General features: G+C 71.6%; 20 protein-coding genes and 1 riboswitch. Of the genes, 8 read left to right on the top strand and 12 right to left on the bottom strand.

Features of this window, described 5'->3' with window-relative positions:
• Window positions 1-70: 70 nt before the first annotated feature.
• Window positions 71-352 (top strand): HPr family phosphocarrier protein, encoded by a 282-nt coding sequence (locus ACZ5ID_RS00765; RefSeq protein ID WP_358834300.1) that lies wholly within the window; start codon window positions 71-73, stop codon window positions 350-352.
• 254 nt (window positions 353-606) lie between these two features.
• Here ACZ5ID_RS00765 and ACZ5ID_RS00760 read toward each other — a convergent pair whose 3' ends face one another.
• The 4 genes from ACZ5ID_RS00760 to ACZ5ID_RS00745 all read right to left on the bottom strand — a co-directional run bounded on the left by ACZ5ID_RS00760 (window position 607) and on the right by ACZ5ID_RS00745 (window position 5,386).
• Window positions 607-1,284, bottom strand: coding sequence for a GntR family transcriptional regulator (locus ACZ5ID_RS00760; RefSeq protein WP_468892139.1), 678 nt, complete (start codon window positions 1,282-1,284; stop codon window positions 607-609).
• A 205-nt stretch (window positions 1,285-1,489) separates the two neighbouring features.
• Window positions 1,490-2,260: a M23 family metallopeptidase gene (locus tag ACZ5ID_RS00755; RefSeq protein ID WP_468892138.1), complete on the bottom strand. Its 771-nt coding sequence runs from the start codon at window positions 2,258-2,260 to the stop codon at window positions 1,490-1,492.
• A 12-nt stretch (window positions 2,261-2,272) separates the two neighbouring features.
• A riboswitch (cyclic di-AMP (ydaO/yuaA leader) is annotated at window positions 2,273-2,434 on the bottom strand.
• Between the two features lie 214 nt (window positions 2,435-2,648).
• Window positions 2,649-4,016, bottom strand: coding sequence for a M16 family metallopeptidase (locus tag ACZ5ID_RS00750; RefSeq protein WP_468893128.1), 1,368 nt, complete (start codon window positions 4,014-4,016; stop codon window positions 2,649-2,651).
• Window positions 4,017-4,033: 17 nt separating this feature from the next.
• A complete protein-coding gene (locus ACZ5ID_RS00745) occupies window positions 4,034-5,386 on the bottom strand; it encodes a M16 family metallopeptidase (protein ID WP_468892136.1) in 1,353 nt (450 codons plus the stop codon).
• Between the two features lie 181 nt (window positions 5,387-5,567).
• On the opposite strand from ACZ5ID_RS00745, the gene ACZ5ID_RS00740 reads away from it, so the two are divergent.
• A complete protein-coding gene (locus ACZ5ID_RS00740) occupies window positions 5,568-8,018 on the top strand; it encodes a DNA gyrase/topoisomerase IV subunit A (RefSeq protein WP_406555967.1) in 2,451 nt (816 codons plus the stop codon).
• Between the two features lie 53 nt (window positions 8,019-8,071).
• On the opposite strand, the gene ACZ5ID_RS00735 is transcribed toward ACZ5ID_RS00740, so the two are convergent.
• The gene (locus ACZ5ID_RS00735; RefSeq protein ID WP_468892134.1) at window positions 8,072-9,238 is read right to left on the bottom strand and encodes a CobW family GTP-binding protein; all 1,167 of its coding nucleotides are present in this window, start codon (window positions 9,236-9,238) and stop codon (window positions 8,072-8,074) included.
• Between the two features lie 255 nt (window positions 9,239-9,493).
• Between ACZ5ID_RS00735 and ACZ5ID_RS00730 the strand changes: the two genes are divergently transcribed.
• The 5 genes from ACZ5ID_RS00730 to ACZ5ID_RS00710 all read left to right on the top strand — a co-directional run bounded on the left by ACZ5ID_RS00730 (window position 9,494) and on the right by ACZ5ID_RS00710 (window position 13,780).
• Complete coding sequence (locus tag ACZ5ID_RS00730; protein ID WP_468892132.1) at window positions 9,494-10,201, top strand: DUF6082 family protein; 708 nt, start codon at window positions 9,494-9,496, stop codon at window positions 10,199-10,201.
• A gap of 24 nt (window positions 10,202-10,225) precedes the next feature.
• On the top strand, window positions 10,226-10,807 hold the full coding sequence (locus ACZ5ID_RS00725) for a DUF6082 family protein (RefSeq protein ID WP_468892130.1): 582 nt from the start codon (window positions 10,226-10,228) through the stop codon (window positions 10,805-10,807).
• 95 nt (window positions 10,808-10,902) lie between these two features.
• Window positions 10,903-11,139 carry a hypothetical protein gene (locus tag ACZ5ID_RS00720; protein ID WP_468892128.1) on the top strand — a complete coding sequence of 79 codons (237 nt, stop codon included), beginning with the start codon at window positions 10,903-10,905 and terminating at the stop codon, window positions 11,137-11,139.
• A gap of 233 nt (window positions 11,140-11,372) precedes the next feature.
• Window positions 11,373-13,106, top strand: a complete 1,734-nt coding sequence (locus ACZ5ID_RS00715; protein WP_468892126.1) for a sensor histidine kinase — start codon at window positions 11,373-11,375, stop codon at window positions 13,104-13,106.
• Window positions 13,103-13,780, top strand: coding sequence for a DUF7342 family protein (locus ACZ5ID_RS00710; RefSeq protein ID WP_468892124.1), 678 nt, complete (start codon window positions 13,103-13,105; stop codon window positions 13,778-13,780). Before ACZ5ID_RS00715 ends, ACZ5ID_RS00710 begins: the two co-directional genes overlap by 4 nt.
• A 237-nt stretch (window positions 13,781-14,017) precedes the next feature.
• On the opposite strand, the gene ACZ5ID_RS00705 is transcribed toward ACZ5ID_RS00710, so the two are convergent.
• The 6 genes from ACZ5ID_RS00705 to ACZ5ID_RS00680 all read right to left on the bottom strand — a co-directional run bounded on the left by ACZ5ID_RS00705 (window position 14,018) and on the right by ACZ5ID_RS00680 (window position 21,018).
• Entirely contained in the window at window positions 14,018-15,616 is a 1,599-nt protein-coding gene (locus ACZ5ID_RS00705; RefSeq protein WP_468892122.1) for a solute symporter family protein, read from the bottom strand.
• Window positions 15,613-16,089: a DUF485 domain-containing protein gene (locus ACZ5ID_RS00700; protein WP_468892121.1), complete on the bottom strand. Its 477-nt coding sequence runs from the start codon at window positions 16,087-16,089 to the stop codon at window positions 15,613-15,615. The genes ACZ5ID_RS00705 and ACZ5ID_RS00700 overlap by 4 nt, the downstream gene beginning before the upstream one ends.
• A 98-nt stretch (window positions 16,090-16,187) precedes the next feature.
• Window positions 16,188-16,919 (bottom strand): response regulator transcription factor, encoded by a 732-nt coding sequence (locus tag ACZ5ID_RS00695; RefSeq protein WP_468892119.1) that lies wholly within the window; start codon window positions 16,917-16,919, stop codon window positions 16,188-16,190.
• Entirely contained in the window at window positions 16,916-18,091 is a 1,176-nt protein-coding gene (locus ACZ5ID_RS00690) for a sensor histidine kinase (RefSeq protein WP_468892117.1), read from the bottom strand. Before ACZ5ID_RS00690 ends, ACZ5ID_RS00695 begins: the two co-directional genes overlap by 4 nt.
• Complete coding sequence (locus tag ACZ5ID_RS00685) at window positions 18,088-18,600, bottom strand: DUF1453 domain-containing protein (protein ID WP_468892115.1); 513 nt, start codon at window positions 18,598-18,600, stop codon at window positions 18,088-18,090. Before ACZ5ID_RS00685 ends, ACZ5ID_RS00690 begins: the two co-directional genes overlap by 4 nt.
• Before the next feature lie 297 nt (window positions 18,601-18,897).
• A complete protein-coding gene (locus ACZ5ID_RS00680) occupies window positions 18,898-21,018 on the bottom strand; it encodes a DNA gyrase/topoisomerase IV subunit B (RefSeq protein ID WP_468892113.1) in 2,121 nt (706 codons plus the stop codon).
• 433 nt (window positions 21,019-21,451) lie between these two features.
• Here ACZ5ID_RS00680 and ACZ5ID_RS00675 point away from each other — a divergent pair, with 433 nt between their 5' ends.
• The gene (locus ACZ5ID_RS00675; protein WP_067165114.1) at window positions 21,452-21,682 is read left to right on the top strand and encodes a DUF7455 domain-containing protein; all 231 of its coding nucleotides are present in this window, start codon (window positions 21,452-21,454) and stop codon (window positions 21,680-21,682) included.
• A gap of 95 nt (window positions 21,683-21,777) precedes the next feature.
• On the opposite strand, the gene ACZ5ID_RS00670 is transcribed toward ACZ5ID_RS00675, so the two are convergent.
• The gene (locus ACZ5ID_RS00670; protein ID WP_468892112.1) at window positions 21,778-22,608 is read right to left on the bottom strand and encodes a serine protease; all 831 of its coding nucleotides are present in this window, start codon (window positions 22,606-22,608) and stop codon (window positions 21,778-21,780) included.
• Between the last annotated feature and the right edge of the window lie 136 nt (window positions 22,609-22,744).

Genomic DNA, 22,744 nt, shown 5'->3' with positions numbered 1-22,744 from the left:
CGGCACGAGCACCGCACAGGACATGAGAGACTGGTCTAGACAACCGTGAGAGATCTCGAAGGGCATCACCATGGCTGAGCGCCGCGTCAATGTCGGCTGGGCCGAGGGCCTGCACGCCCGCCCCGCTTCCCTCTTCGTCCGCGCCGCCACGGCCTCCGGCGTCCCGGTGACGATCGCCAAGGCCGACGGCAACCCGGTCAACGCCGCCTCCATGCTCGCGGTGCTCGGCCTGGGCGCGCAGGGCGGCGAGGAGATCGTGCTGGCCTCCGAGGCGGAGGGCGCCGAGGCGGCTCTGGACCGGCTGGCCAAGCTGGTCGAGGAAGGTCTCGAGGAGCTCCCCGAGACCGTCTGACGGCTGACCGCACCCGGCCGGCCGGACCACCGGCCCCGGAGCGCCGCGTCACCGCACTGCGTGCCACCGCACTTCGCGATCGGAGCCGCGGACCCTGAATTCCGGGTCCGCGGCTCCTTTCCTTTCCCCCCGCGTAGGCTCCGGCTTATTCGCCCAGTGACACGGACCCGCCGCCCCCGCCCCCACTTTCCGGGCTGATTTCGGGCAGCACGGAAGAACCCCGCCGAATCACTTCTTTGTATACGGCGACCTTGTTAAGCACGGACGCTCGCGGTGTTTACTGCATGTTGCGGGATCCTCACGTCCGCCGGACGCCGCAGCCGATGGGCGGAAAACGCGCGCTCGGCGTGGCGGGCGGCCAGCGACCTGGCCCGTTCGGCGTCGCCGCGCGCCAGCGCGTCCACGATCGCCGCGTGCTCCGCCCAGCACTCGGCGGGCAGCGCCGGCCGCTCCACCACGTACATCCAGGCGATCTTGTGTCGCAGCTGGGTGAGCAGCGCGATGAGGCCGGGGCTGCCGGAGGCCTGGGCGAGCGTCTCGTGGAACCAGCCGTCCAGCGAGCGCAGATCCTCGCCCTGGGCCCGCCGGACACGGTCCTGGCCGAGCCTGACCAGCCCGCGCAGCACCTTCAGATGGGCCTCGGTGCGCCGGGCGGCGGCGCGCGAGGCGGCCAGCGGCTCCAGCATGGCGCGCAGTTCGAGCAGGTCGGCCGCCTCCTGCTCGGTCGGCTCGGCGACGCAGGCACCGGCGTGCCGGCGCGTGGTGACGAACCCCTCGGACTCCAGCGTGCGCAGCGCCTCGCGGACCGGGACGCGGGAGACCCCGTACCGCCGTGCGAGCACTTCCTCGGTGAGCCGGCTGCCGCGCGCGAAGAGCCCCGCGACGATGTCGTCGCGGATTGCCGTGCATACCGATTGCGCGGGAATGCGCATGACCGAACCTCCGCCTTAATCCCCGCGAAACGCGGTCGATCGACGCCTGTTCGGCGACTCTATTCCAGCGCCTGTTAATTCCCGGTGACGTGCCGTATGCAATGCATATCTTTTGGCCACCGGCGGGGTACGTGCGCCGGACGGCACGCCGAAGCCCCCGGCGCGACGCGGCGGGGGCTTGCGGTTCGGTGCGGGGACGGCCGGGTCAGACGTTGACGCCGTGCGAGCGCAGGTACGCCATCGGGTCGATGTCCGAGCCGTACGTCGGGGCCGTGCGGGCCTCGAAGTGGAGGTGCGGGCCGGTGGTGTTGCCGGTGTTGCCGGAGAGGGCGATCTGCTGGCCCGGCTCGACGCGCTGGCCGACGTACACCCCGATGGACGAGAGGTGGCCGTACTGCGTGTACGTGCCGTCGTTCATCCGGATCACGATGTTGTTGCCGTAGGCGCCGCCCCAGCCCGCCTCGACGACGGTGCCCAGGCCGACCGCGTGCACCGGGGTGCCCTCGCCCGCGTGGAAGTCGATGCCGGTGTGGCTGCCGGAGGACCAGATCGAGCCGCCGGTCTTGTAGCCGGTGGAGACGTAACCGCCCTCGATCGGGGCGACGAAGGAGTTGAGGCGCTTACGCTCGGCCTCGCGGGCGGCGCGCTCCTTGGCGGCGCGCTCCTCCTTGGCCCTCGCCTCGGCCTTGCGCTTCGCCTCGGCGGCGGCGCGGGCCTTGTCGGCGGCGTGCTTCTGGGCGGCGGCCTGGGCGTCGATCCGGTCGGCGAGGGAGTCACCGATCACGATGGCCTGGGTGATGCCGGTGTCCTCGACCGAGGCGGCGGCGGGCGCCGAGCTGTCGGCGGCCATGGCCGGCGAGGCGAGGGTGCCCACGACTCCGGCGGTGGCGAGGGTGGCGATGCCCGCTATGTTCGCGCTCTTGCGCGACACGGCGCTGGGCCGACGGTGCTTCCCGGTGGCACGGGTGAACGCCATGGAGAGGCGGTTCCTTTCCTTCCATCTCGCCTACCGGGTTAGCTGACGGGTTCGGAGCTGGAAGGTCTCCTACGGGCCCCTCCGCGGGACGGAGGCGTCCGATTCACCCCAGGGACTGAGTGGGTCCCCGGCTCCCCTGGCTCGCGCCAGTTGGGGACTCGGCGATGACTGTCCGGTGCCGCGGCTGCGACGGGTGGTGACGGACAGCCGGACTGACGCTAGACGGCTGATCTTTCAATCACCAAACAGACACGACTTTTTGTTGCGCACGCCACATGACAGACAGGCAACCTCCCCAACAAAACGGGCATAAAGGGGGACCCCGGTGGCCACTCGGCCACCGGGGTCCTCACCCGAATCGTCCGCCCGTCCTCGGCGGACGGCTCAATCAGCCCGCCACGACGGTGACTTCACCGATTCCGAGGGCCTTGACGGGCTCCTCGATCTGCGCCGCGTCTCCGACGAGGACCGTCACCAGACGGTCCACCGGGAAGGCGCTGACGACCGCGGCCGTGGCCTCCACGGTGCCGGTGTCGGCCAGGCGCGCGTACAACTGCGCCTGGAAGTCGTCCGGGAGGTGCTGCTCGACCTGGTCGGCCAGCGTCCCGGCGACGGCGGCGGCCGTCTCGTACTTCAGCGGGGCCACACCCACCAGGTTCTGCACGGCGGTCTCGCGCTCGGCGTCCGTCAGCCCCTCGGCGGCGAGCTTGCGCAGCACCGTCCACAGGTCGTCCAGGGCCGGGCCGGTGTTGGGCGTGTCCACCGAGCCGCTGATGGCGAGCATGGCGGCGCCGGTGCCCTCCGGACCGGAGCGCAGCACCTGGCCGTACGAGCGCACTCCGTAGGTGTAGCCCTTCTCCTCGCGCAGGACGCGGTCCAGGCGGGAGGTGAGCGTGCCGCCCAGGCAGTACGTCCCGAGGACCTGGGCGGGCCAGACGCGGTCGTGGCGGTCCGGACCGATCCGGCCGATCAGGAGCTGCGTCTGGACGGCGCCCGGCCGGTCCACGATGACCACGCGGCCGGTGTCGTCGGCGGTGACCGGCGGCATCGGACGCTCCTCGGCCGGGGTGCCGGTCCAGGCGCCCAGGGTGTCCGCCAGGATGGCGTCCAGGTCGGTGGCGCCCAGATCGCCCACGACCACCGCGGTGGCCGCGGCGGGGCGTACGTACGCCTCGTAGAAGGCCCGTACCGCCGCGGCGTCGATCCGCGCGACGGTCTCCTCGGTGCCCTGGCGCGGGCGGGACATGCGCGCACTGGCCGGGAAGAGCTCCCGGGAGAGCTGCTGGGCGGCGCGGCGCGCCGGGTTGGCCAGCTCGTGCGGGATCTCGTCGAGGCGGTTGCGCACCAGGCGGTCGACCTCGGCGTCGGCGAACGCGGGGGCCCGCAGCGCCTCCGCGAGCAGCCCGAGCGCCTTGGGGAGCCGGGAGACCGGCACCTCCAGGGAGACCCGGACGCCCGGGTGGTCCGCGTGCGCGTCCAGGGTGGCGCCGCAGCGCTCCAGGTCGGCGGCGAACTCCTCGGCGGAGCGCTTGTCGGTGCCCTCGGAGAACGCGCGCGCCATGATCGTGGCGACGCCGTCCAGACCGGCCGGTTCGGCGTCCAGCGGGGCGGCGAGGAAGATCTCGACGGCCACGACCTGCTGGCCGGGGCGGTCGCAGCGCAGCACGGTCAGCCCGTTGGGCAGGGTGGAGCGGCCGGGGGCGGGGAAGGCCCAGGGGCGCGCGGTGCCGGCGGCCGGCTGGGGGTGGAACTGCATGGTCACGCCGGTCTCGCTCACTGCTCTGCTCCCTCTGCGGCGGCCTCGGCCGCCTCGTCTGCTGCCGCGGTGGTCGGCTCGTAGACCAGCACCGCCCTGTTGTCCGGGCGCAGGGTGGCCCGGGCCACGTCCCGCACCTCCTCGGCGGTGATGTCGAGGACCCGGTCGACGGCGGTCAGCGCGAGCTGGGGGTCGCCGAACAGCACCGCGTACCTGCAGAGTTCGTCGGCGCGGCCCGCCACCGTGCCGAGCCGGTCCAGCCACTCGCGCTCCAGCTGGGCCTGGGCGCGCTCCATCTCCTCGGCCGTGGGGCCCTCTTCGGCGAACCGGGCGAGCTCCTCGTCGACGGCCGACTCGATGTCGGGGACGTCGACGCCGCCGGACGTCTTCACGTCCAGCCAGCCGAGCGAGGGGGCGCCGGCCAGGCGCAGCAGACCGAATCCGGCCGCGACCGCGCTCTGGTCGCGGCGGACCAGACGGTTGTGGAGGCGGGAGGACTCGCCGCCGCCGAGGACGGTGAGCGCCAGGTCCGCGGCGTCGCACTCGCGGGTGCCGTCGTGCGGCAGCCGGTAGGCGGCCATCAGGGCGCGCGCGGGCACGTCCTCGTGGACGACCTCGCGCAGCTGCTCGCCGATGACGCCGGGCAGCGTGCCGTCGCGCGGCGGCTGCTTGCCGTCGTGGGAGGGGATGGAGCCGAAGTACTTCTCGATCCAGGCGAGCGTGCGATCGGGATCGATGTCGCCGACGACCGAGAGGACCGCGTTGTTCGGCGCGTAGTACGTACGGAAGAAGGCGCGCGCGTCCTCCAGGGTCGCCGCGTCCAGGTCGGCCATGGAGCCGATCGGCGTGTGGTGGTACGGGTGGCCGTCCGGGTAGGCCAGCGCGGTGAGCTTCTCGAAGGCCGTGCCGTAGGGCACGTTGTCGTACCGCTGGCGGCGCTCGTTCTTGACGACGTCGCGCTGGTTCTCCATGGACTCCTCGTCCAGGGCGGAGAGCAGCGAGCCCATGCGGTCGGCCTCCAGCCAGAGCGCGAGCTCCAGCTGGTGGGTCGGCATGGTCTCGAAGTAGTTGGTGCGCTCGAAGCTGGTGGTGCCGTTGAGGGAGCCGCCGGCGCCCTGCACCAGTTCGAAGTGGCCGTTTCCGTGGACCTGGTGCGAGCCCTGGAACATCAGGTGCTCGAAGAGGTGAGCCAGGCCCGTACGGCCCTTGACCTCGTGGCGGGAGCCCACGTCGTACCAGAGGCAGACCGCGGCGACCGGGGTCAGGTGGTCCTCGGAGAGCACCACGCGCAGGCCGTTGGCCAGCCGGTGCTCGGTCGCTGTCAGGCCGCCGGAGCCGGCCTGGGCGGTGGCCGTGTGACCCATGGGCATGTACGTCCCTTCGATCGCGGTGAAGAAGTCCTGCCACTGTATGCAAGCGCACCGACACCTGGCGAAGTTCCCGGGTCGCGGTCCGCGTTGTCAGTGGGACGGTCCACAATGGTCGGCGTCAGCAGCAGACCTTGTTGGTGGTCGCTAAGAAGAACACGTTGGTGAAGGAGCCGCAGCCGCGATGGCCCGCCGCAGCACGAAGACCCCGCCGCCGGACGATTTCGAGGAGAAGATCCTCGACATCGACGTCGTGGACGAAATGCAGGGCTCCTTTCTCGAGTACGCCTACTCGGTGATCTACTCGCGGGCCCTGCCGGACGCCCGCGACGGCATGAAGCCGGTCCACCGCCGCATCGTCTACCAGATGAACGAGATGGGCCTGCGCCCCGAACGCGGCTATGTGAAGTGCGCGCGCGTGGTCGGCGAGGTCATGGGCAAGCTCCACCCGCACGGCGACGCGTCGATCTACGACGCGCTGGTGCGGATGGCGCAGCCCTTCTCCATGCGCCTGCCGCTCGTCGACGGCCACGGCAACTTCGGTTCGCTCGGCAACGACGACCCGCCGGCCGCGATGCGGTACACCGAGTGCAGGATGGCCGACGCCACCCAGCTGATGACCGAGTCGATCGACGAGGACACCGTCGACTTCTCGCCGAACTACGACGGCCAGGAGCAGGAGCCGGTCGCCCTTCCCGCCGCCTTCCCGAACCTGCTGGTCAACGGCGCGACCGGGATCGCGGTCGGCATGGCGACCAATATGCCGCCGCACAACCTGGGCGAGGTCATCGCCGCCGCCCGCCATCTGATCCGGCACCCCAACGCGGACCTGGAAGCGCTGATGCGCTTCGTCCCCGGCCCCGACCTGCCCACCGGCGGCCGGATCGTGGGCCTGTCCGGCATCAAGGACGCGTACGAGTCGGGCCGCGGCACCTTCAAGATCCGCGCCAAGGTGTCGGTGGAGAACGTGACGGCGCGCCGCAAGGGCCTGGTCGTCACGGAACTGCCGTTCACGGTCGGCCCGGAGAAGGTGATCTCCAAGATCAAGGACCTGGTCGGCTCCAAGAAGCTCCAGGGCATCGCCGACGTCAAGGACCTCACCGACCGCTCGCACGGTCTGCGCCTGGTCATCGAGGTCAAGAACGGCTTCGTCCCGGAAGCCGTCCTGGAGCAGCTCTACAAGCTGACGCCGATGGAGGAGTCCTTCGGCATCAACAACGTGGCGCTGGTGGACGGCCAGCCGCTCACCATGGGCCTCAAGGAGCTCCTGGAGGTCTACCTCGACCACCGCTTCGAGGTGGTGCGCCGGCGCAGCGAGTTCCGCCGCACCAAGCGCCGTGACCGGCTGCATCTGGTGGAGGGCCTGCTCGTCGCGCTCCTCGACATCGACGAGGTCATCCGTCTCATCCGGTCGAGTGACAACTCGGCGCAGGCCAAGCAGCGCCTGATCGAGCACTTCTCGCTCAGCGAGATCCAGACGCAGTACATCCTGGACACCCCGCTGCGCCGCCTCACCAAGTTCGACCGCATCGAGCTGGAGAGCGAGCGCGACCGCCTCACCGGCGAGATCGACGAGCTGACCGGCATCCTGGAGTCCGACAGCGAGCTGCGCAAGCTGGTCTCGGCCGAACTGGCCGCGGTGGCCAAGAAGTTCGGCACCGAGAGGCGCACGGTGCTCCTTGAGTCGGCGGGCGCCCCGGTCGCGGCGGTGCCGCTGGAGGTCGCGGACGACCCGTGCCGGGTGCTGCTCTCCTCTACGGGCCTGCTGGCGCGCACCGCGAACGCGGAACCGCTCGCGGAGGCCGAGCGCCGCGCCAAGCACGATGTGATCGTCTCCGCGGTGCCCGCGACCCAGCGCGGTGACATCGGCGCGGTCACCTCGGCCGGGCGGCTGCTGCGGCTCGCCGTGATCGACCTGCCGCAGCTGCCGGACACGGCCGCCGCGCCCAACCTCTCGGGCGGCGCCCCGGTCTCGGAGTTCCTCTCGCTGGAGGCCGACGAGACCCTGGTGTGTCTGACGACGCTGGACGAGTCGTCGCCGGGGCTGGCGATCGGCACCGAGCAGGGCGTGGTCAAGCGCGTGGTGCCCGACTATCCGGCCAACAAGGACGAGCTGGAGGTCATCTCCCTCAAGGACGGCGACCGGATCGTCGGCGCGGTCGAGCTGCGCACCGGCGAGGAGGACCTGGTCTTCATCACGGACGACGCCCAGTTGCTGCGCTACCAGGCCTCGCAGGTGCGCCCGCAGGGCCGCCCGGCGGGCGGTATGGCGGGCATCAAGGTCGCCGACGGCGCCAAGGTGATCTCGTTCACCGCGGTCGACCCGGCGGCGGACGCCGTGGTGTTCACGGTGGCGGGCTCGCGCGGCACGCTGCTCGGGGACTCGGCGGCGACGGTCAAGCTGACGCCGTTCGACCAGTATCCGCGCAAGGGCCGGGCCACCGGCGGCGTGCGCTGCCAGCGGTTCCTGAAGGGCGAGGACATGCTGGTACTGGCCTGGGCGGGCGCTGCCCCGGCGAAGGCGGCGCAGGCCAACGGCACCCCGGTGGAGCTCCCGGAGCCCGACCCGCGCCGCGACGGCTCGGGCACACCGCTGGGCCACACGGTGTCGGTGCTGGCGGGTCCCGCGCTGTAGCCGGGGCGGACCGGCGGGGCGCGACAACGGGGCCGGCGGGCCGCGGGCGGGGGCTACTCCTCGCCCGGGGTCCCGTCGGCCCCGTCGGCTTCCTCCTCCTCGGGGACCGCCCGCGACTCGTCGGCCTCCTCCGTCTCGTCCCGCTGTACATAGCGCAGGACGCCCCACATGGCGGCCTCGTCCGGGGTGTCCCGCGGCTGCGCCGCCACGGCCGCGTCCAGGGAGGCGCGCAGCCCTCCGGTGTCGATGCCGGAGCCGATCAGGACGAGCTGGGTCAGCCGCTCCTCGCCGGACGGCCAGGGCTCCGGGTAGAAGCGCAGGAACGGGCCGACGGCATGGACGCCGTACCGGTTGAGCGGGTCGGCCGGGCCGAAGTCGACGAACCCCTTGAGGCGGTAGAGGCCCTCGGGGCGGCTGTCGAGGAAGGCCATCAGCCGGCGCGGGTCCATGGGCACGGCCGAGGTGAAGGCGACGGACTCGTACGCGGTGTGCAGATGGCCCGTGTGGGCGCACCCGGGCCCGCACTCCTGCCCATGCGCCCCTTCGTGCGCCTCTTGGTGCGCCTCTTCATCGTCCAGCAGATCCTCGAAGGCGAGCTGGCCGACGCGCTCGGTGCTGGGCCGGCGGTCGAAGAACAGCTCGGGGTCCACCCGCCCGTACACGGCCTCCACCACCGGGGCGCCCCCGTCGAGGGACGCCCGCAGCCGGTCGAGCTCCGCCCCGGGAACGCGGTCGGTCTTGTTGAGCACCACCAGGTCCGCGACCGCGAGATGGCGGTCGATCTCGGGGTGCCGCGCCCGGGTCGCGTCGTACTCGGCCGCGTCGACGACCTCGACCAGCCCGCCGTACACGACCCGCGGGTTCTCACTGGCCAGCACCATCCGCACCAGTTTCTGCGGCTCCGCGAGACCGCTCGCCTCGATGACGAGGACGTCCAGCCCGGCCGCGGGCCGGGTCAGCTTCTCCAGATACACGTCGAGCTCGCTCGCGTCGACGGCGCAGCACAGACAGCCGTTGCCGAGCGAGAGAGTGGAGTCGCCGAGCTGTCCGGCCACGGTCATCGCGTCGATCTCGATGGATCCGAAGTCGTTGACGATCGCCCCGATCCGGGTGCCCCTGCCGGCCCGCAGCAGATGGTTGAGCAAGGTGGTCTTGCCCGAGCCGAGGAAGCCCGCGAGGACCACGACGGGGATCTGCTGGGTCGGACCGGTCGGACTCACGAGGGGGCCTTTCTGGGCGGGCGCGTACGGGTGGGGCGCGGGGTGCTCCTCGGGGCAGGAGGAAGCCCCTGTGGCCCCGCCCCAGGATATGGGCGGCCCGGGCGCGGCCCCCCGGGCGCCCCGCGTACACCCGAGCGGCTACCGCGCCCGGCCGGTATGCGCGTGGCCGCCTCCCCGGCCGTGCGTCGCCCGGGAAGGACGCGGGCAGATTGAGTGCCGCCACGACCGGCGCGCGCACCTACCCGGGAGGTCCCCGTGACAGCGACGACAGCACCGCACGCCTGGCTCCGCCCCGCCGCGAGGTTCGCCCTCTGGACGGCGGCCACGCTCGTCGGCACCGCCCTGGTGAGCGCCGCCGCCCTCCTGGTGAGCGGCTGGCTCATCGACACCGTGCAGCGGCGCGAGGGCGGTCTCGACCGCGCCGAGAGCCGTAGCCAGATCGGTAACTATTTCGGCGCGGCGAGCGCGGTCTTCTCCGGCCTCGCCTTCCTCATACTGGTGGTGGCGCTGCTGCTCCAATACCAGGAACTGCGTATGCAGCGGCGTGAACTCGCGGACCAGCGCGAGGAACTGTCCCAGTCCCGCCAGGAACTGCACCGCAGTGCGGAGGCCGATATGCGCTCGCTGCATGTGCAGCTGACCCGGATGGCCATGGAGGATCCGTCGCTCGCGGCAGTGTGGAACGGCTTTCCGGGTATCCCTCACGAGGAGGCACGACAGTACCTGTTCGCCAACCTGACGTTCGGGCACTTGTTGCTCGCCCGCCAGTGGGGCAGCTATTCCGACGAGGAACTGCGCGTACACGCCAGGTCATTACGGAGCAGCGAGCCCTATCTGCGGTACTGGGAGCTTTCCCGGGACCGGAAATTCGCGCTCCCCGGGGACAGCCACGAAAGGAAATTGGCGGAGCTGATCGACGAGGAGATCAGGGCCAACCAGGGGCCGCCCGCTGCCCCACAGTAGTCACAGTCGTACGGGAGAAAAGACATGACCAGCCAGCACAGAAACGGACAGCACGACGGCACGGCGACGACGGTGGCGCTCGCGGCGGGCGCCGTGGCGCTGGCCGCCGCCCTCAGCCTGGCGCTCGGCGCCGGGTTCCACGCGCTCGCCCCGGCGGCCGGCGCGGCCTCCGCCGGCGGTGTCTTCGCCGGGCTCGCGATCGCCGCGGGCGCCACCGGGCTCGCCCTGCAACAGCGGCTGCTGGCCCGCCGGCTCACCCTGACCCACCAGCACCGGCTCCACTTCGATCTGCTCAGCAAGGCCATCGACGATCCCGAGCTGGCCGCCGTCCTCGACACGTTCGAGGAGGAGGTGCCCCCCGTGAAGCAGCGCCAGTTCCTGTACGCGAACGCCCTCTACAGCAATGTGCTGCACGCCTACCGCACCGGTTCGACGAGCGAGAGCGAGATCGGCGGACATCTGCACGTCATCTGCCGCAGTCCTATTTTCCGCGAATACTGGGAGTTCACGCGCCAGCACCGGGCCGTACTCCAGGAGGGCTCGCAGGAGGCACGCCTGGGACGGCGTGTCGATGAGATCGTGCGAAACATCAGCCAGTTGAGGTAATCCGCATCAATTCCCAGGAGGCCTACCGCGACCTGCGCGAGTCTGGTTATCTGTCCTACGTGCCAGACTCCTCCGAGCCATTGGAACGGTCCCTGGTGAATATCGTGCGCAGGGTCGGTGCTTCCCCACGAGAACGCGGCAGTCTGTCGGGGCAGACATGCCCCGACATCTTCGAGCTGAGCGACGGCAGCTTCGCCGTCATCGGTGTCGACATGACCGAGAGCCTGGACGGCAAGCTGCCGATCGACGCCGGGCGTGCCGATTGCGAGCGGATCGTCGTCATCACCCGCGACACGCTGGTGCGTGCCAGGGCGGACATCCCCGAGGCATAAGGAATTGATAACACGCGACCGAGCGCACACAGGAAACTCACAGGAATTCGTGCCCGAAGCCGTACGGCGCCCGAAGCCGTACGGCGGTGCCGCGCGGCAGCCGCCTTGTACGGCGTCTCGGTGACCGCCGGCTGGAGCCGGGCACGCCCGGCACGGCCGCACGACCGCACGGGCGTGCCCACGGTGCGAACAGATTTCGGAATGCGTCGATCCGCCGTCTACCGTGCATAGGCATGAGTGCCGTCCCCAGCGCGCCCCCACCCGGACGGCGGCGGTTCGGCTGGCCCCAGCGCGTCTTCTCCCAGGTGCTGCTGATGCAGCTGGCCATCGCCGCCGGTGTCACCGTGCTCGCGACCGGCCTGTTCCTCGCCCCGCTCAGCCATCAGCTCGACGACCAGGCGATGCGCCGCGCCCTCGCCATCGCCCAGTCCACGGCCGCGCAGCCGCAGCTCGCGGCCGACCTCGTTGCATCAGGGCCCGCTGTCGGCGGCCCCGTGCAGCGCGAGGCCGAGCGGATCCGCCGGGCCACCGGCGCCGAGTACGTGGTGGTCATGGACCGGCGCGGGGTGCGCTGGTCGCACCCGGACGGCGACCTGCTCGGCAGGGTCGTCTCCACCGATCCCAGCGAGGCGCTGGCGGGCGAGGACGTCATGGAGATCGACAGCGGCACGCTGGGCCGCTCCGCGCGCGGCAAGGTGCCGCTGCGGGACGCCGACGGGGCCATCGTGGGGGCGGTGTCGGTCGGGATCGAGTACGACAGCGTGCGCGCCCGGCTCCTGGCCGCCATCCCCGGCCTGCTCGCCTACGCGGGCGGCGCCCTCGCGGCCGGCGCGCTCGCCGCGTATCTGATCTCCCGCCGGATCCAGAAGCAAACCCGTGACCTGGCCTTCTCCGATATCTCGGCGCTGCTGGCGGAGCGCGAGGCGATGCTCCACTCGATCCGCGAGGGGGTGGTGGCACTCGACCGGAACGGCCGCGTCCGGCTGCTCAACGACGAGGCGCAGCGGCTGCTCGGGGTCGGCCCCGAGGCCGCGGGGCGCCCTCTGGACGAGGTGCTGGGCGCCGGGCGGACCACCGATGTGCTCACCGGGCGCGTCTCGGGCACCGACCTGCTGACCGTACGCGGCCACCGCGTCCTGGTCGCCAACCGGATGCCGACCGACGACGGCGGCGCCGTAGCCACCCTGCGCGACCGTACCGAGCTGGAGCGCCTGGGCCGTGAGCTGGACTCCACCCACGGACTCATCGACGCGCTGCGCGCCCAGGACCATGAGCACGCCAACCGCCTGCACACCCTGCTCGGTCTGCTGGAGCTGGAGATGCACGAGGAGGCGGTCGAGTTCGTCACCGAGGTCGTGGGGGTGCACCGGACCACCGCCGAGCAGGTCACCGAGAAGGTCCGCGATCCACTGCTCGCGGCGATGCTGGTCGGCAAGGCAACCGTGGCCGCCGAGCGCGCGGTCGCGCTGCGCATCACGCCGGACACCTCGCTCCCGGACCGGCTGATCGACCCGCGCGGGCTCGTCACCGTGGTCGGGAACCTCGTGGACAACGCCCTGGACGCCGCAGCCGGCACTCCGGACGCCTCGGTCGGGGTGACTCTGCGCGCCGAGGGCCGTACGGCCGTACTGCGCGTCGTCGACAGCGGCCCCGGCGTCCCCGACGACCAGCGCGAACTGATCTTCACCGAGGGGTGGTCCACCAAGGAGCTGCCGTCCCACGGCAAGCGGGGTCTGGGGCTCGCCCTGGTCCGCCGGTTCGCCGAGCGGCAGGGCGGCCACGCGCGCGTGGCGGCGGCGCCCGGCGGCGGGGCGGAGTTCACCGTCGTCCTGCCGGAGGCGCTGAGCGAGGCACTGGACGAGGCGGTGGGCGAGGCGCTGGACGGTTCCGTACCGGCTGAGGACCGGAGCAGTCCCGTACCGGCGGGGGGTCCGGACGGGACCTCCCTGGACAAGGAGTCGCGATGATCGACGTTCTCGTCGTGGACGACGACCGGCGGGTCGCCGACATCAATGCCGCCTACGTCGGGAAGGTTCCCGGCTTCCGGGTGGTGGCGTCGGCGCACTCGGCCGCGGAGGCGCTCGCGCTCCTCACCGAGCGCCCCGTCGATCTGGTCCTGCTGGACCACTACCTGCCGGACGAGAACGGTCTCGCCGTCGTACGCGAGCTGCGCCGCCTCGGCCGCCACACCGACGTGATCATGGTGACCGCCGCCCGTGACGTGGCCACCGTCCAGGCCGCGATGCGCCAGGGCGCGCTCCAGTACCTCGTCAAGCCGTTCACCTTCGCGGGGCTGCGCACCAGACTGGAGGCGTACGCCGCGCTGCGCCGCACCCTGGACGGCGGCGGCGAGGCGGAACAGGCCCAGGTGGACCGGATCTTCGGCGCCCTCTCCGTCTCCGTCGAGCCCGACCTGCCCAAAGGCCACTCCCCCACCACCGCCGAGCTGCTGCGGCAGGTGCTGCTCGCGGCCGAGGGCCCGCTCTCGGCACAGGAGATCGCCGAGCGGGCGGGGGTGAGCAGGCAGACGGCCCAGCGCTATCTGAAGCTTCTGGAGCGGACGGGCCGGGTGCGGCTCGGTCTGCGCTACGGCGAGACCGGCCGCCCCGAGCACCGCTACACGTGGGCGACCGGCCACTGACCCACGCGGCTCGCCCCTCGGCCACCGGGCTGACGGACGCGGCGGCATCCGTACGCCTGTGCGGGCCCCCGGCGAGGACGGTCCGTCTCCCGGCCAGAGCCGCCAGGGGGGCCGCCAGGGTCGTCGTCGGAGGGCCGCCAGGACCGTGGGGGCCGTGAGGACCGCCAGGGCAACCAGTGCCGGCCAGGACCGCCAGGCCGCCAGGCCGCCAGGCCCACCAAGGGCCCCACCCGCCCGCTACACCGCCCCCGCCCCCGTCAGCGACCGCACCTCCGTCTCCGCGTGGCGTGCCGCGTCCGGCGGCTCGGGTGAGGTGACCGTGCCCATCCAGCCGGCGAGGAAGCCGAGAGGGATGGAGACCAGGCCCGGGTTCTCCAGCGGGAAGAACTGGAAGTCCACCCCGGGGAACAGCGCGTGCGGGTCGCCCGAGACCACCGGCGAGAGCACCACCAGGACCAGCGCCGGGACCAGCCCGCCGTAGACCGACCAGACCGCGCCCCGAGTGGTGAAGTTCCGCCAGAACAGCGAGTAGAGCAGCACGGGCAGATTGGCCGAGGCGGCGACCGCGAAAGCCAGCCCGACCAGGAACGCCACGTTGAGGTCCCGGGCCAGCAGCCCCAGGCCGATGGCGACCGCCCCGATCCCGACGGCGGCGATCCGGGCCACCGTCACCTCGCTGTGCTGCTTGGCGTGGCGCCGCCGCAGCGAGGCGTACAGGTCATGGGCGACCGAGGCGGACGACGCCAGCGTGATCCCGGCGACGACCGCCAGAATGGTGGCGAAGGCGACCGCGGCGACGATCGCGAACAGAACCGTTCCGCCTGTGGAGCCCGCACCACCGCCCAGATTGAGCGCCAGCAGCGGTACGGCCGTGTTCCCCGCGGCGTTCGCGGACCTCACCTCGGCGGAGCCGACCACGGCCGCCGCACCGAAGCCCAGCACGATCGTCATCAGATAGAAGCCGCCGATCAGACCGATCGCCCAGACGGCCGAGCGGCGCGCGGCCCGGGCCGTCGGCACCGTGTAGAAGCGGGAGAGGATGTGCGGCAGCCCCGCCGTACCGAGCACCAGGGCCAGGCCCAGGCTGATGAAGTCGAGCCGGGCGGTCCACCCCCCGCCGTATCTGAGCCCCGGGGCGAGGAACTCCTTTCCGTGCCCGCTCCGCTCGGCCGCCGTGTTGAGCAGCAAGTTGATGTTGCCGTGGAAGCGCGTCAGCACCAGGACCGTGAGCGTGACCGTGCCGGCCATCAGGAGGACGGCCTTCACGATCTGGATCCAGGTCGTCGCCCGCATCCCGCCGAGCGACACATAGATCACCATCAGCGCGCCCACGCCGATGACGGTCCACGCGCGGGCCGCGCCGCTGGAGCCGCCGAGCAGCAGCGCCACCAGACTGCCCGCACCGACCATCTGCGCCACCAGATAGAGAACGGACACGGTGACCGAGGAAGTTCCCACCGCGATGCGGACGGGGCGTTCGCTCATCCGGGCGGCGATCACATCGGCGAGGGTGAACCGCCCGCAGTTGCGCACCAGCTCCGCCACCAGCAGCAGCACCACCAGCCAGGCCACCAGGAAACCCACGGAGTAGAGCACCCCGTCGTATCCGAAGAGCGCGATGAGACCGGAGATGCCCAGGAACGAGGCGGCCGACATGTAGTCGCCCGCGATGGCGAAACCGTTCTCCATGGGGGAGAAGAGCCGCCCGCCCGCGTAGAACTCCTCCGGTGAGCCGTGCCGGTCACGGCTCACCCAGGTGGTGATCGCCAGCGTGGCCGCCACGAACGCGCTGAACAGCAGCAGCGCCAGCCCCTGATGGTCCCTGCCGACACTCACCTGGCCACCCCCCGTGTCATCTCCTGGGTTTCCCAGCGCAGTTCGAGCGCGGCCCTGTCCCGGCGCAGTCGCGCATGACGGGCGTACGCCCACGTCAGCAGGAAGGTGGAGAGGAACTGGCCGAGCCCCGCGACCATGGCGACATTGACCGCCCCGACCACCTGATGTGCCATCAACTCCGGTGCGGTGGTCGCGGCGACGACATACGCGATGTACCAGGCGAGGAACGCCAACGCCGCCGGGACAACGAACCCGCGGTAGCGGGCGCGCACCTCCTGGAAGGCTGCGCTGCGCTGCACCTCCAGGTAGACGTCCGCCGCGCTGTGCCCCGGGGCGGGCTCGGCCGCCCGCTGCGTCGGTGGGGCGAACGCGGGGACTGTGCCGTCCAGTTCGCCCCAGCCGGACGCGAGCGCGTCGTACCAGGGGTCGTCGATCCGTGCCGCCGCCGGGTCGTGCCCTTCCTGCTTCTCCACCGAACAACACTCCTTAGTCCACGGCTCTGTTCGGCCGCGTGCCCAAGGATGGGCAGTGGGGACGCCCCCGCACTCTTCAACGTCCCCGCTTCACCCCATCAGGTGATGGCCGGACCCGGTGGACGAGTGAGGCCGTGCTGATAGGCATACCGCACGGCCTGCGCCCGGTCCCTGGCTCCCGTCTTGGCGAAGATGTTGTTGATGTGCGTCTTCACCGTCGCCGTGGAGATGTGCAGCGCGCGGGAGATCTCGGGGTTGGACAGGCCCTCCGCGACCAGGCCGAGCACCTCGCCCTCACGCCCGGTGAGCCCGTCGGGCAGCACCGCCGGACCGGCCGCGGGCTCGGGCGCCGTCATCCGTTCGAGCAGCCGGCGCTGCACCGAGGGCGCCAGGCCGGCCTGTCCGGCCAGCACGTCCTGTATGGCCCTGACGATCTCGTCGCCGCCCGCGTCCTTGGTCAGATATCCGCGCGCCCCGGCCCGCAGCGCCGGGAAGAGCGAGTCGTCGTCGGCGTACGTCGTCAGGATCACCACCTGGGTCCCCGGATATTCAGCGCGGATACGGCGGGTGGCCTCGGCCCCGTCGCAGCGCGGCATCCGCAGATCCATCAGGACCACGTCCGGGGCCACTTCGGCGACCAACGCGACCGCCTCCTCGCCGTCCCTGGCCGCGCCCACCACCTCGACACCCGGCAGCAGCCCGAGGAGCATCACGATCCCCTCGCGCACCACCGACTGGTCGTCCGCCACCACCACACGGATCGCGCGCGCCGCGTCCTTGGCACCGTCCGCGGGGCCTCCTGTCGTCACACCGCCCCCTTCGCCGGTCATGCCGGCACCCTCAGCCGCACCACAAAGCCCTCCTCCTCCGGTCCCGCCTCCAGAGTCCCGCCGAGCAGTTCGGCGCGCTCCCTCATCCCCAGCAGACCGTATCCGGAACCGCTCCGTCCCAGATCATCGGCGACCTCCCCGCCGCCCGAGTCACGTACCTCCAGGGCCACTTCGTCCGGCAGATACTCCAGCCGGACGGCCACGGCGGCGCCCGGGGCGTGCTTGCGTACGTTCGTCAGGGCCTCCTGCGCCACGCGTCGCACCGTCTGTGACGCCTCGGCCGTCAACGGCCGCCGCTCCCCCGCCACTTCGACCCCCGCCGGACCGCCGGGGCCGCCGCCCTCGACCAGCGTGTGCAGAAAGTCCTCGACCGGGGTGATCTCGCCGCGCAGCGCGGAGAGCGCCTGCCGGGTCTCGGCGAGGCCCTCCCGCGCCATCGACCGGGCGGCGACCACCCGCTCCAGGATCCGGTCCCGGAAGTCGCCGGCGGGCTCGCGCTCGATCATCAGCCGGGCCGCCTCCAGATGCACCAGCTGCGCGGAGAGGCTGTGCGCCAGCACATCGTGGATCTCGCGGGCGATCCTGGCCCGCTCGGCGAGCGCGGCCGACTCCGCCTCGGCGGCCCGGGCGGCCCGCTCCTGGGCCAGGAGCCGCTGCGCGCTGCCCCGCGCCTCGGCGTCCAGCCGCAGCACGTATCCGGCGAGACCCAGGCCCGCCGTGGTCAGGGCGGTGGTCGGCCAGTCGTCGGTGTTCGCCGCGGCATACGCCCCGAGGGCCACCAGGGTGGAGGGGATGGCGGCGCCCAGCGGGAGCCGCTCCAGGGCGGAGACCGCGCAGCCGCACCACCCGATGGCCGCGAAGATGCGCCAGTCCGTCTGCTGCGCGCCCACCGCCGACGCCATCAGGAGCGCGAGCAGCCCCAGCGACGGCCACAGCCGGTGGGCGAGGGTCTGCCGCCAGAACGCCCGGGCCAGCACGACCATCACCGCCACCATGGCGACGCCCACGGCCCACGACCAGTTCCGCGGGCCCTTCTCGCTGATCGCGGTCCACAGCATCCCGCCGAGCAGCAGCCCGCGCACGCTCCACATGATGCCGATCCGCGCGCGGCTGAGCCCCTCGTGGGAGAGCGCCTCCCGCGAGGGCCAGCTGAACCAGACGTCGGTGGTCACACGCGGTCCTTCCACAGCGGCCGGGCCGGGTCGGCGGCAACACCGTACGACGCGGGCAGGGACCGGGCGCGCCGTGCCAGGACGCCGCCGCGGACCAGGAGCGAGACGGCCAGGCCCAGCAGCAGGGCGCCCGTGCCCATCCGTATCCCGGCCAGGGCGGCGATGACGGCGAGCCCCACCCGGACGGCGATGCCCAGGACCCAGACGGCCGCGGTCGCCCTGGTGCCCTTGGTCCACACCGAGCCGTCCGGCTCGGACCACACCTTGCTGGTCCAGGCCCAGGCCGCGCCCATGAGGAGCCCGGTCGCGATCTCGAGGCCGAGCAGCACGACCGAGACCAGGTGGTGGTCCGGGTCGACCAGACCCTTCTGCCGTATCCCCAGCCAGACCAGGACCACCGGCACGACCCACCAGCGCTTGGCGTCGGCCAGCCGCTGGGGCCGCACCTGGCGCGAGACGATCAGCGCGACGACGGCCACCGCCACGAGCACATTCACGAGCGAGGACATCTGGGCCTCCGGAACCACGATCGGCAGAATTTCCCTCTGCCCTCGAAGCTACGGAAACGGCCTGGTCGGACGCATCGGATCAGGGGTGGGTCGTGGGTGGATCCCTCGGCTCCACCCACGGGTGGAGCCCCCACCCGGACAGTCCGCCGCGGCTGCGGTCACGGCCGGACAGCGGCAGGGCCGGGCCCCGCGCCGCGACCGCGACGCGGACCCCGGCCCTCGCCGTGGTCCTGGCACTCCCCCGGCCCCGGACCGGCCCCGGCCCCGGCCCGAGCCGTGGCCTCGCCGTGCTCGCGGCTACGCGTCGATGCGCGACCGGTCCAGTGTCGCCGCCGAGCTGGTGATGAACTCCTTGCGGGGCGCCACCTCGTTGCCCATCAGCAGGTCGAAGACCTGCTCGGAGGCCTCCAGGTCGCCGATGTTGATCCGGCGCAGGGTGCGGAAGCGCGGGTCCATCGTGGTCTCCGCCAGCTGGTCGGCGTCCATCTCGCCGAGGCCCTTGTAGCGCTGGATGGAGTCCTTGTACCGGACGTTCTTGCGCTGGAACTCCAGCAGGGTCTGGCGCAGCTCGTTGTCCGAGTACGTGTACACGTACTTGTCCTGGCCCTTCTTGGGCTGGACCAGCTCGATGCGGTGCAGCGGCGGGACGGCGGCGAAGACCCGGCCCGCTTCGACCATCGGGCGCATATAGCGCTGGAAGAGGGTCAGCAGCAGGATGCGGATGTGGGCGCCGTCGACATCGGCGTCGACGAGCAGCACGATCTTGCCGTACCGCGCCGCGTCGATGTCGAAGGTACGGCCCGAGCCCGCCCCTATGACCTGGATGATCGCACCGCACTCGGCGTTCTTGAGCATGTCCGAGACGGACGCCTTCTGCACGTTGAGGATCTTGCCCCGGATCGGCAGCAGCGCCTGGAACTCCGAGTTCCGGGCGAGCTTGGCGGTGCCGAGCGCGGAGTCCCCCTCGACGATGAAGAGCTCGCTGCGCTCCACGTCGTCGCTGCGGCAGTCGGCCAGCTTGGCCGGCAGCGAGGAGGACTCCAGGGCCGTCTTCCGCCGCTGCGCCTCCTTGTGCTGACGGGCCGCGATCCGGGTCCGGGCCGCCGCGACGATCTTGTCGAGCACCGCTCGGGCCTGGGCCTTGGCGTCGCGCTTGGTGGAGGTCAGGAACGCCTTCAGCTCCTTGGCGACCACGTTGGCGACGATCCGGTTGGCCGCCGAGGTGCCGAGCACCTCCTTGGTCTGGCCCTCGAACTGCGGCTCGGCGAGCCGGACGGTGACCACCGCCGTGAGGCCCTCCAGGGCGTCGTCCTTGACCACGTCGTCCTCGGCGACGCGCAGCAGCTTCGCCGAGCGCAGCACCTCGTTGACGGTCTTGGTGACCGAGCGCTCGAAGCCGGCCACGTGGGTGCCGCCCTTGGGGGTGGCGATGATGTTCACGAACGACTTCAGGTTCGTGTCGTATCCGGTGCCCCAGCGCAGCGCGATGTCCACGCCCAGCTCACGGGTGACCTCGGTGGGGGTCATGTGGCCGCGCTCGTCCAGAACCGGGACCGTCTCCTTGAAGCTGCCCTGGCCGGTGAGCCGCAGCACGTCGCAGACGCCCTTGTCCTGGGCCAGGTACTCGCAGAACTCGCTGATCCCGCCGTCGAAGCGGAACGTCTCTTCCTTCTTGCCCTCGCCGTCGATGCCTCGCTCGTCGCGGACGACGATGGTCAGGCCGGGGACCAGGAAGGCGGTCTGCCGCGCCCGCTGGTGCAGCGTCTCCAGGGAGAGCTTGGCGTCCTTCAGGAAGATCTGGCGGTCCGCCCAGTAGCGGATACGGGTGCCGGTGCGGGTCTTGGGCACGCGCTTGCCCTTGAGCAGCCCGCTGGACGGGTCGAAGGGGGCGTCGGGGCCCTGCTCGGTGAACATACCGGGCGTACCGCGCCGGAAGCTGATCGAGTGCGTCGCGCTGTTGCGGTCGACCTCGACGTCGAGGCGGGCCGAGAGCGCGTTCACCACGGACGCGCCCACGCCGTGCAGACCGCCGGAGGCGGCGTAGGAGCCGCCGCCGAACTTGCCGCCGGCGTGCAGCTTGGTCATGACGACCTCGACGCCCGACAGACCGGTCTTGGGCTCGATGTCGACCGGGATGCCCCGGCCGTTGTCCCGCACCTCGACCGAGCCGTCGTCGTGCAGGATCACCTCGATGAAGTCGCAGTACCCGCCCAGGGCCTCGTCGACGGAGTTGTCGATGATCTCCCAGAGGCAGTGCATCAGGCCGCGGCTGTCGGTCGAGCCGATGTACATGCCCGGGCGCTTGCGGACCGCTTCGAGGCCTTCAAGGACGAGCAGGTGCCGCGCGGTGTAGTTGGAGCCGTCCCGGTCGGCGCCGGAGAGCAGCGCAGTGGACGGAACGGACGTCTCGGCGGTCACGCAGTTCGCTCCTCGCTGAATTTCAATTCGCCCCCTGGTGGGTAGGGGGCCGGCGTCGGTCGCCGGTCAGAGGGTACCGAGGCCTGGTAGAGCCGTTGTCACGCCACCCTCGGCAATACTCATGCTAGTCCAGCGTCGTATGCATGTTCGATCCCTCGTGGGGGTGATACAGATGTCACGTTCCCATCCAGGCATGAACCATTTAGGCTCCGGGCACGTCCTCATGAACAACCGGCAACCCCGCCGGGAGGACCAACCGAGACAAGCAACGCGAAACCGTAAAGCACCGCAATACGGCTCATTCGCCGCCAACCGGCAGCAGACAGCCACCTTGACCAAGAACTTTCAAGGAAAAGGCACGAGCGGGAACGTTTTCGGCCTGGTTGGATGTTGACCCTGGTACGACAGCTCGTCGAGCTAGAGAAGAGGCGACGTGACTACTGTTCTGACCCCCGCGAGCCCCCTGACGGCCGCTGACCGTTGCGACCGCTGCGGCGCACAGGCATACCTGCGTGTCCTTCTGACCAGCGGCGGCGAACTGCTCTTCTGCGCTCACCACGGACGTAAGTTCGAGCCGGAACTGAAGAAGATCGCCGCTGAGATACAGGACGAGACGGACCGCCTCACCGCGGTGCCCGAATCCGCAGGCGAAGAGGATCGCTGAACCTCGCACTGACGACGAGCCAGGGCCGGTCCAGGACCGGCGACGGGCGGTCGCCCCCGCGTGGGGCGACCGCCCGTTCTCGTGCTCGCACGCCGCTACAGGGGCGCCGCGTTCCGTGACGGGCCGACGAACGCGGAGATCCGGGTGTAGACCCCCGGGTTCTCCGCCTCCCCGCAGCCGCTTCCCCAGGACACCAGGCCGATCAGCCGCCCCATGGCCACCAGGGGGCCCCCGCTGTCGCCCTGGCAGGCGTCGTGGCCGCCCGCGGGGTCGCCCGCGCACAGCATGGTGGCCTTCGTGTACGCGCCCTCGGCGTTGTGCGGGTAGGCGCGCTCACAGGCCTGGTCCGCCAGCACCCGCACCCGCGTGGAGCGCAGCGACAGGGCGTAGGTGCCGCGCCCCGTGGTGTCGCCCCAGCCGTAGACCGCGGCCGGGGTGTCCGGGGCGTACGCGGGATCGCCCGGCCCCGCGAGGCCGATGACGTACGACTCGGGCAGCGCGGTCGCCAGGGTCAGCATCGCGATGTCACCCGCGTTGCTGACCGGGTCGTAGCCCGGGTTGACCCAGGTGTCCCGTACCGCGACCTCCTGGCCGGTGGTGCCGCGCAGCTCGGAGCGGCCCGCGATGACCTTCAGGTCCGCCATCCCGTTGGCGCCGAGCACCTCCCTGCTGAGGCAGTGCGCGGCGGTGACCACCTTCGTCGGCGCGACCACCGCTCCCCCGCAGAACTGGCCCGCGCGCGTTGAGCCGAACCGGGTACGGCTGGAGAGCGCGACGGCGTAGGGACTGTCCTTGACGGAGGCGGGCGTGCCCCCGATGACCACACTGTCGGCGGCGGCCGGTACCGGCGCGGCCAGCGGTACGGCGGTGGCCGCCGCCGTGAGGGCCAGCGCCCCGCGCAGCGCTCGGACGGTGGGGCGTCGCATACGGTCTCCTGACTCCGGGTGACACGGGCACACCCAGAGTCAACGAGGCATTGACGCCTCGCACCCGCTCAGACACGCGCGAGGGCCCGGTTACCTTACGGAAACCGGGCCCTCGGTCATATCCGACTCGTACGAC

The organism is Streptomyces sp. NPDC031670, assembly GCF_055580545.1.
This window is presented reverse-complemented; position numbering and strand designations above follow the sequence as displayed.

Bases quoted from the DNA above. Each gene is read 5' to 3' on its own strand.
- ACZ5ID_RS00685 (WP_468892115.1), bottom strand. From the start codon at position 18,600: ATGTCCTCGCTCGTGAATGTGCTCGTGGCGGTGGCCGTCGTCGCGCTG.
- ACZ5ID_RS00715 (WP_468892126.1), top strand. From the start codon at position 11,373: ATGAGTGCCGTCCCCAGCGCGCCCCCACCCGGACGGCGGCGGTTCGGC.
- ACZ5ID_RS00760 (WP_468892139.1), bottom strand. From the start codon at position 1,284: ATGCGCATTCCCGCGCAATCGGTATGCACGGCAATCCGCGACGACATC.
- ACZ5ID_RS00725 (WP_468892130.1), top strand. From the start codon at position 10,226: ATGACCAGCCAGCACAGAAACGGACAGCACGACGGCACGGCGACGACG.
- ACZ5ID_RS00670 (WP_468892112.1), bottom strand. From the start codon at position 22,608: ATGCGACGCCCCACCGTCCGAGCGCTGCGCGGGGCGCTGGCCCTCACG.
- ACZ5ID_RS00750 (WP_468893128.1), bottom strand. From the start codon at position 4,016: ATGCAGTTCCACCCCCAGCCGGCCGCCGGCACCGCGCGCCCCTGGGCC.
- ACZ5ID_RS00695 (WP_468892119.1), bottom strand. From the start codon at position 16,919: ATGACCGGCGAAGGGGGCGGTGTGACGACAGGAGGCCCCGCGGACGGT.
- ACZ5ID_RS00745 (WP_468892136.1), bottom strand. From the start codon at position 5,386: ATGCCCATGGGTCACACGGCCACCGCCCAGGCCGGCTCCGGCGGCCTG.
- ACZ5ID_RS00740 (WP_406555967.1), top strand. From the start codon at position 5,568: ATGGCCCGCCGCAGCACGAAGACCCCGCCGCCGGACGATTTCGAGGAG.
- ACZ5ID_RS00710 (WP_468892124.1), top strand. From the start codon at position 13,103: ATGATCGACGTTCTCGTCGTGGACGACGACCGGCGGGTCGCCGACATC.
- ACZ5ID_RS00765 (WP_358834300.1), top strand. From the start codon at position 71: ATGGCTGAGCGCCGCGTCAATGTCGGCTGGGCCGAGGGCCTGCACGCC.
- ACZ5ID_RS00755 (WP_468892138.1), bottom strand. From the start codon at position 2,260: ATGGCGTTCACCCGTGCCACCGGGAAGCACCGTCGGCCCAGCGCCGTG.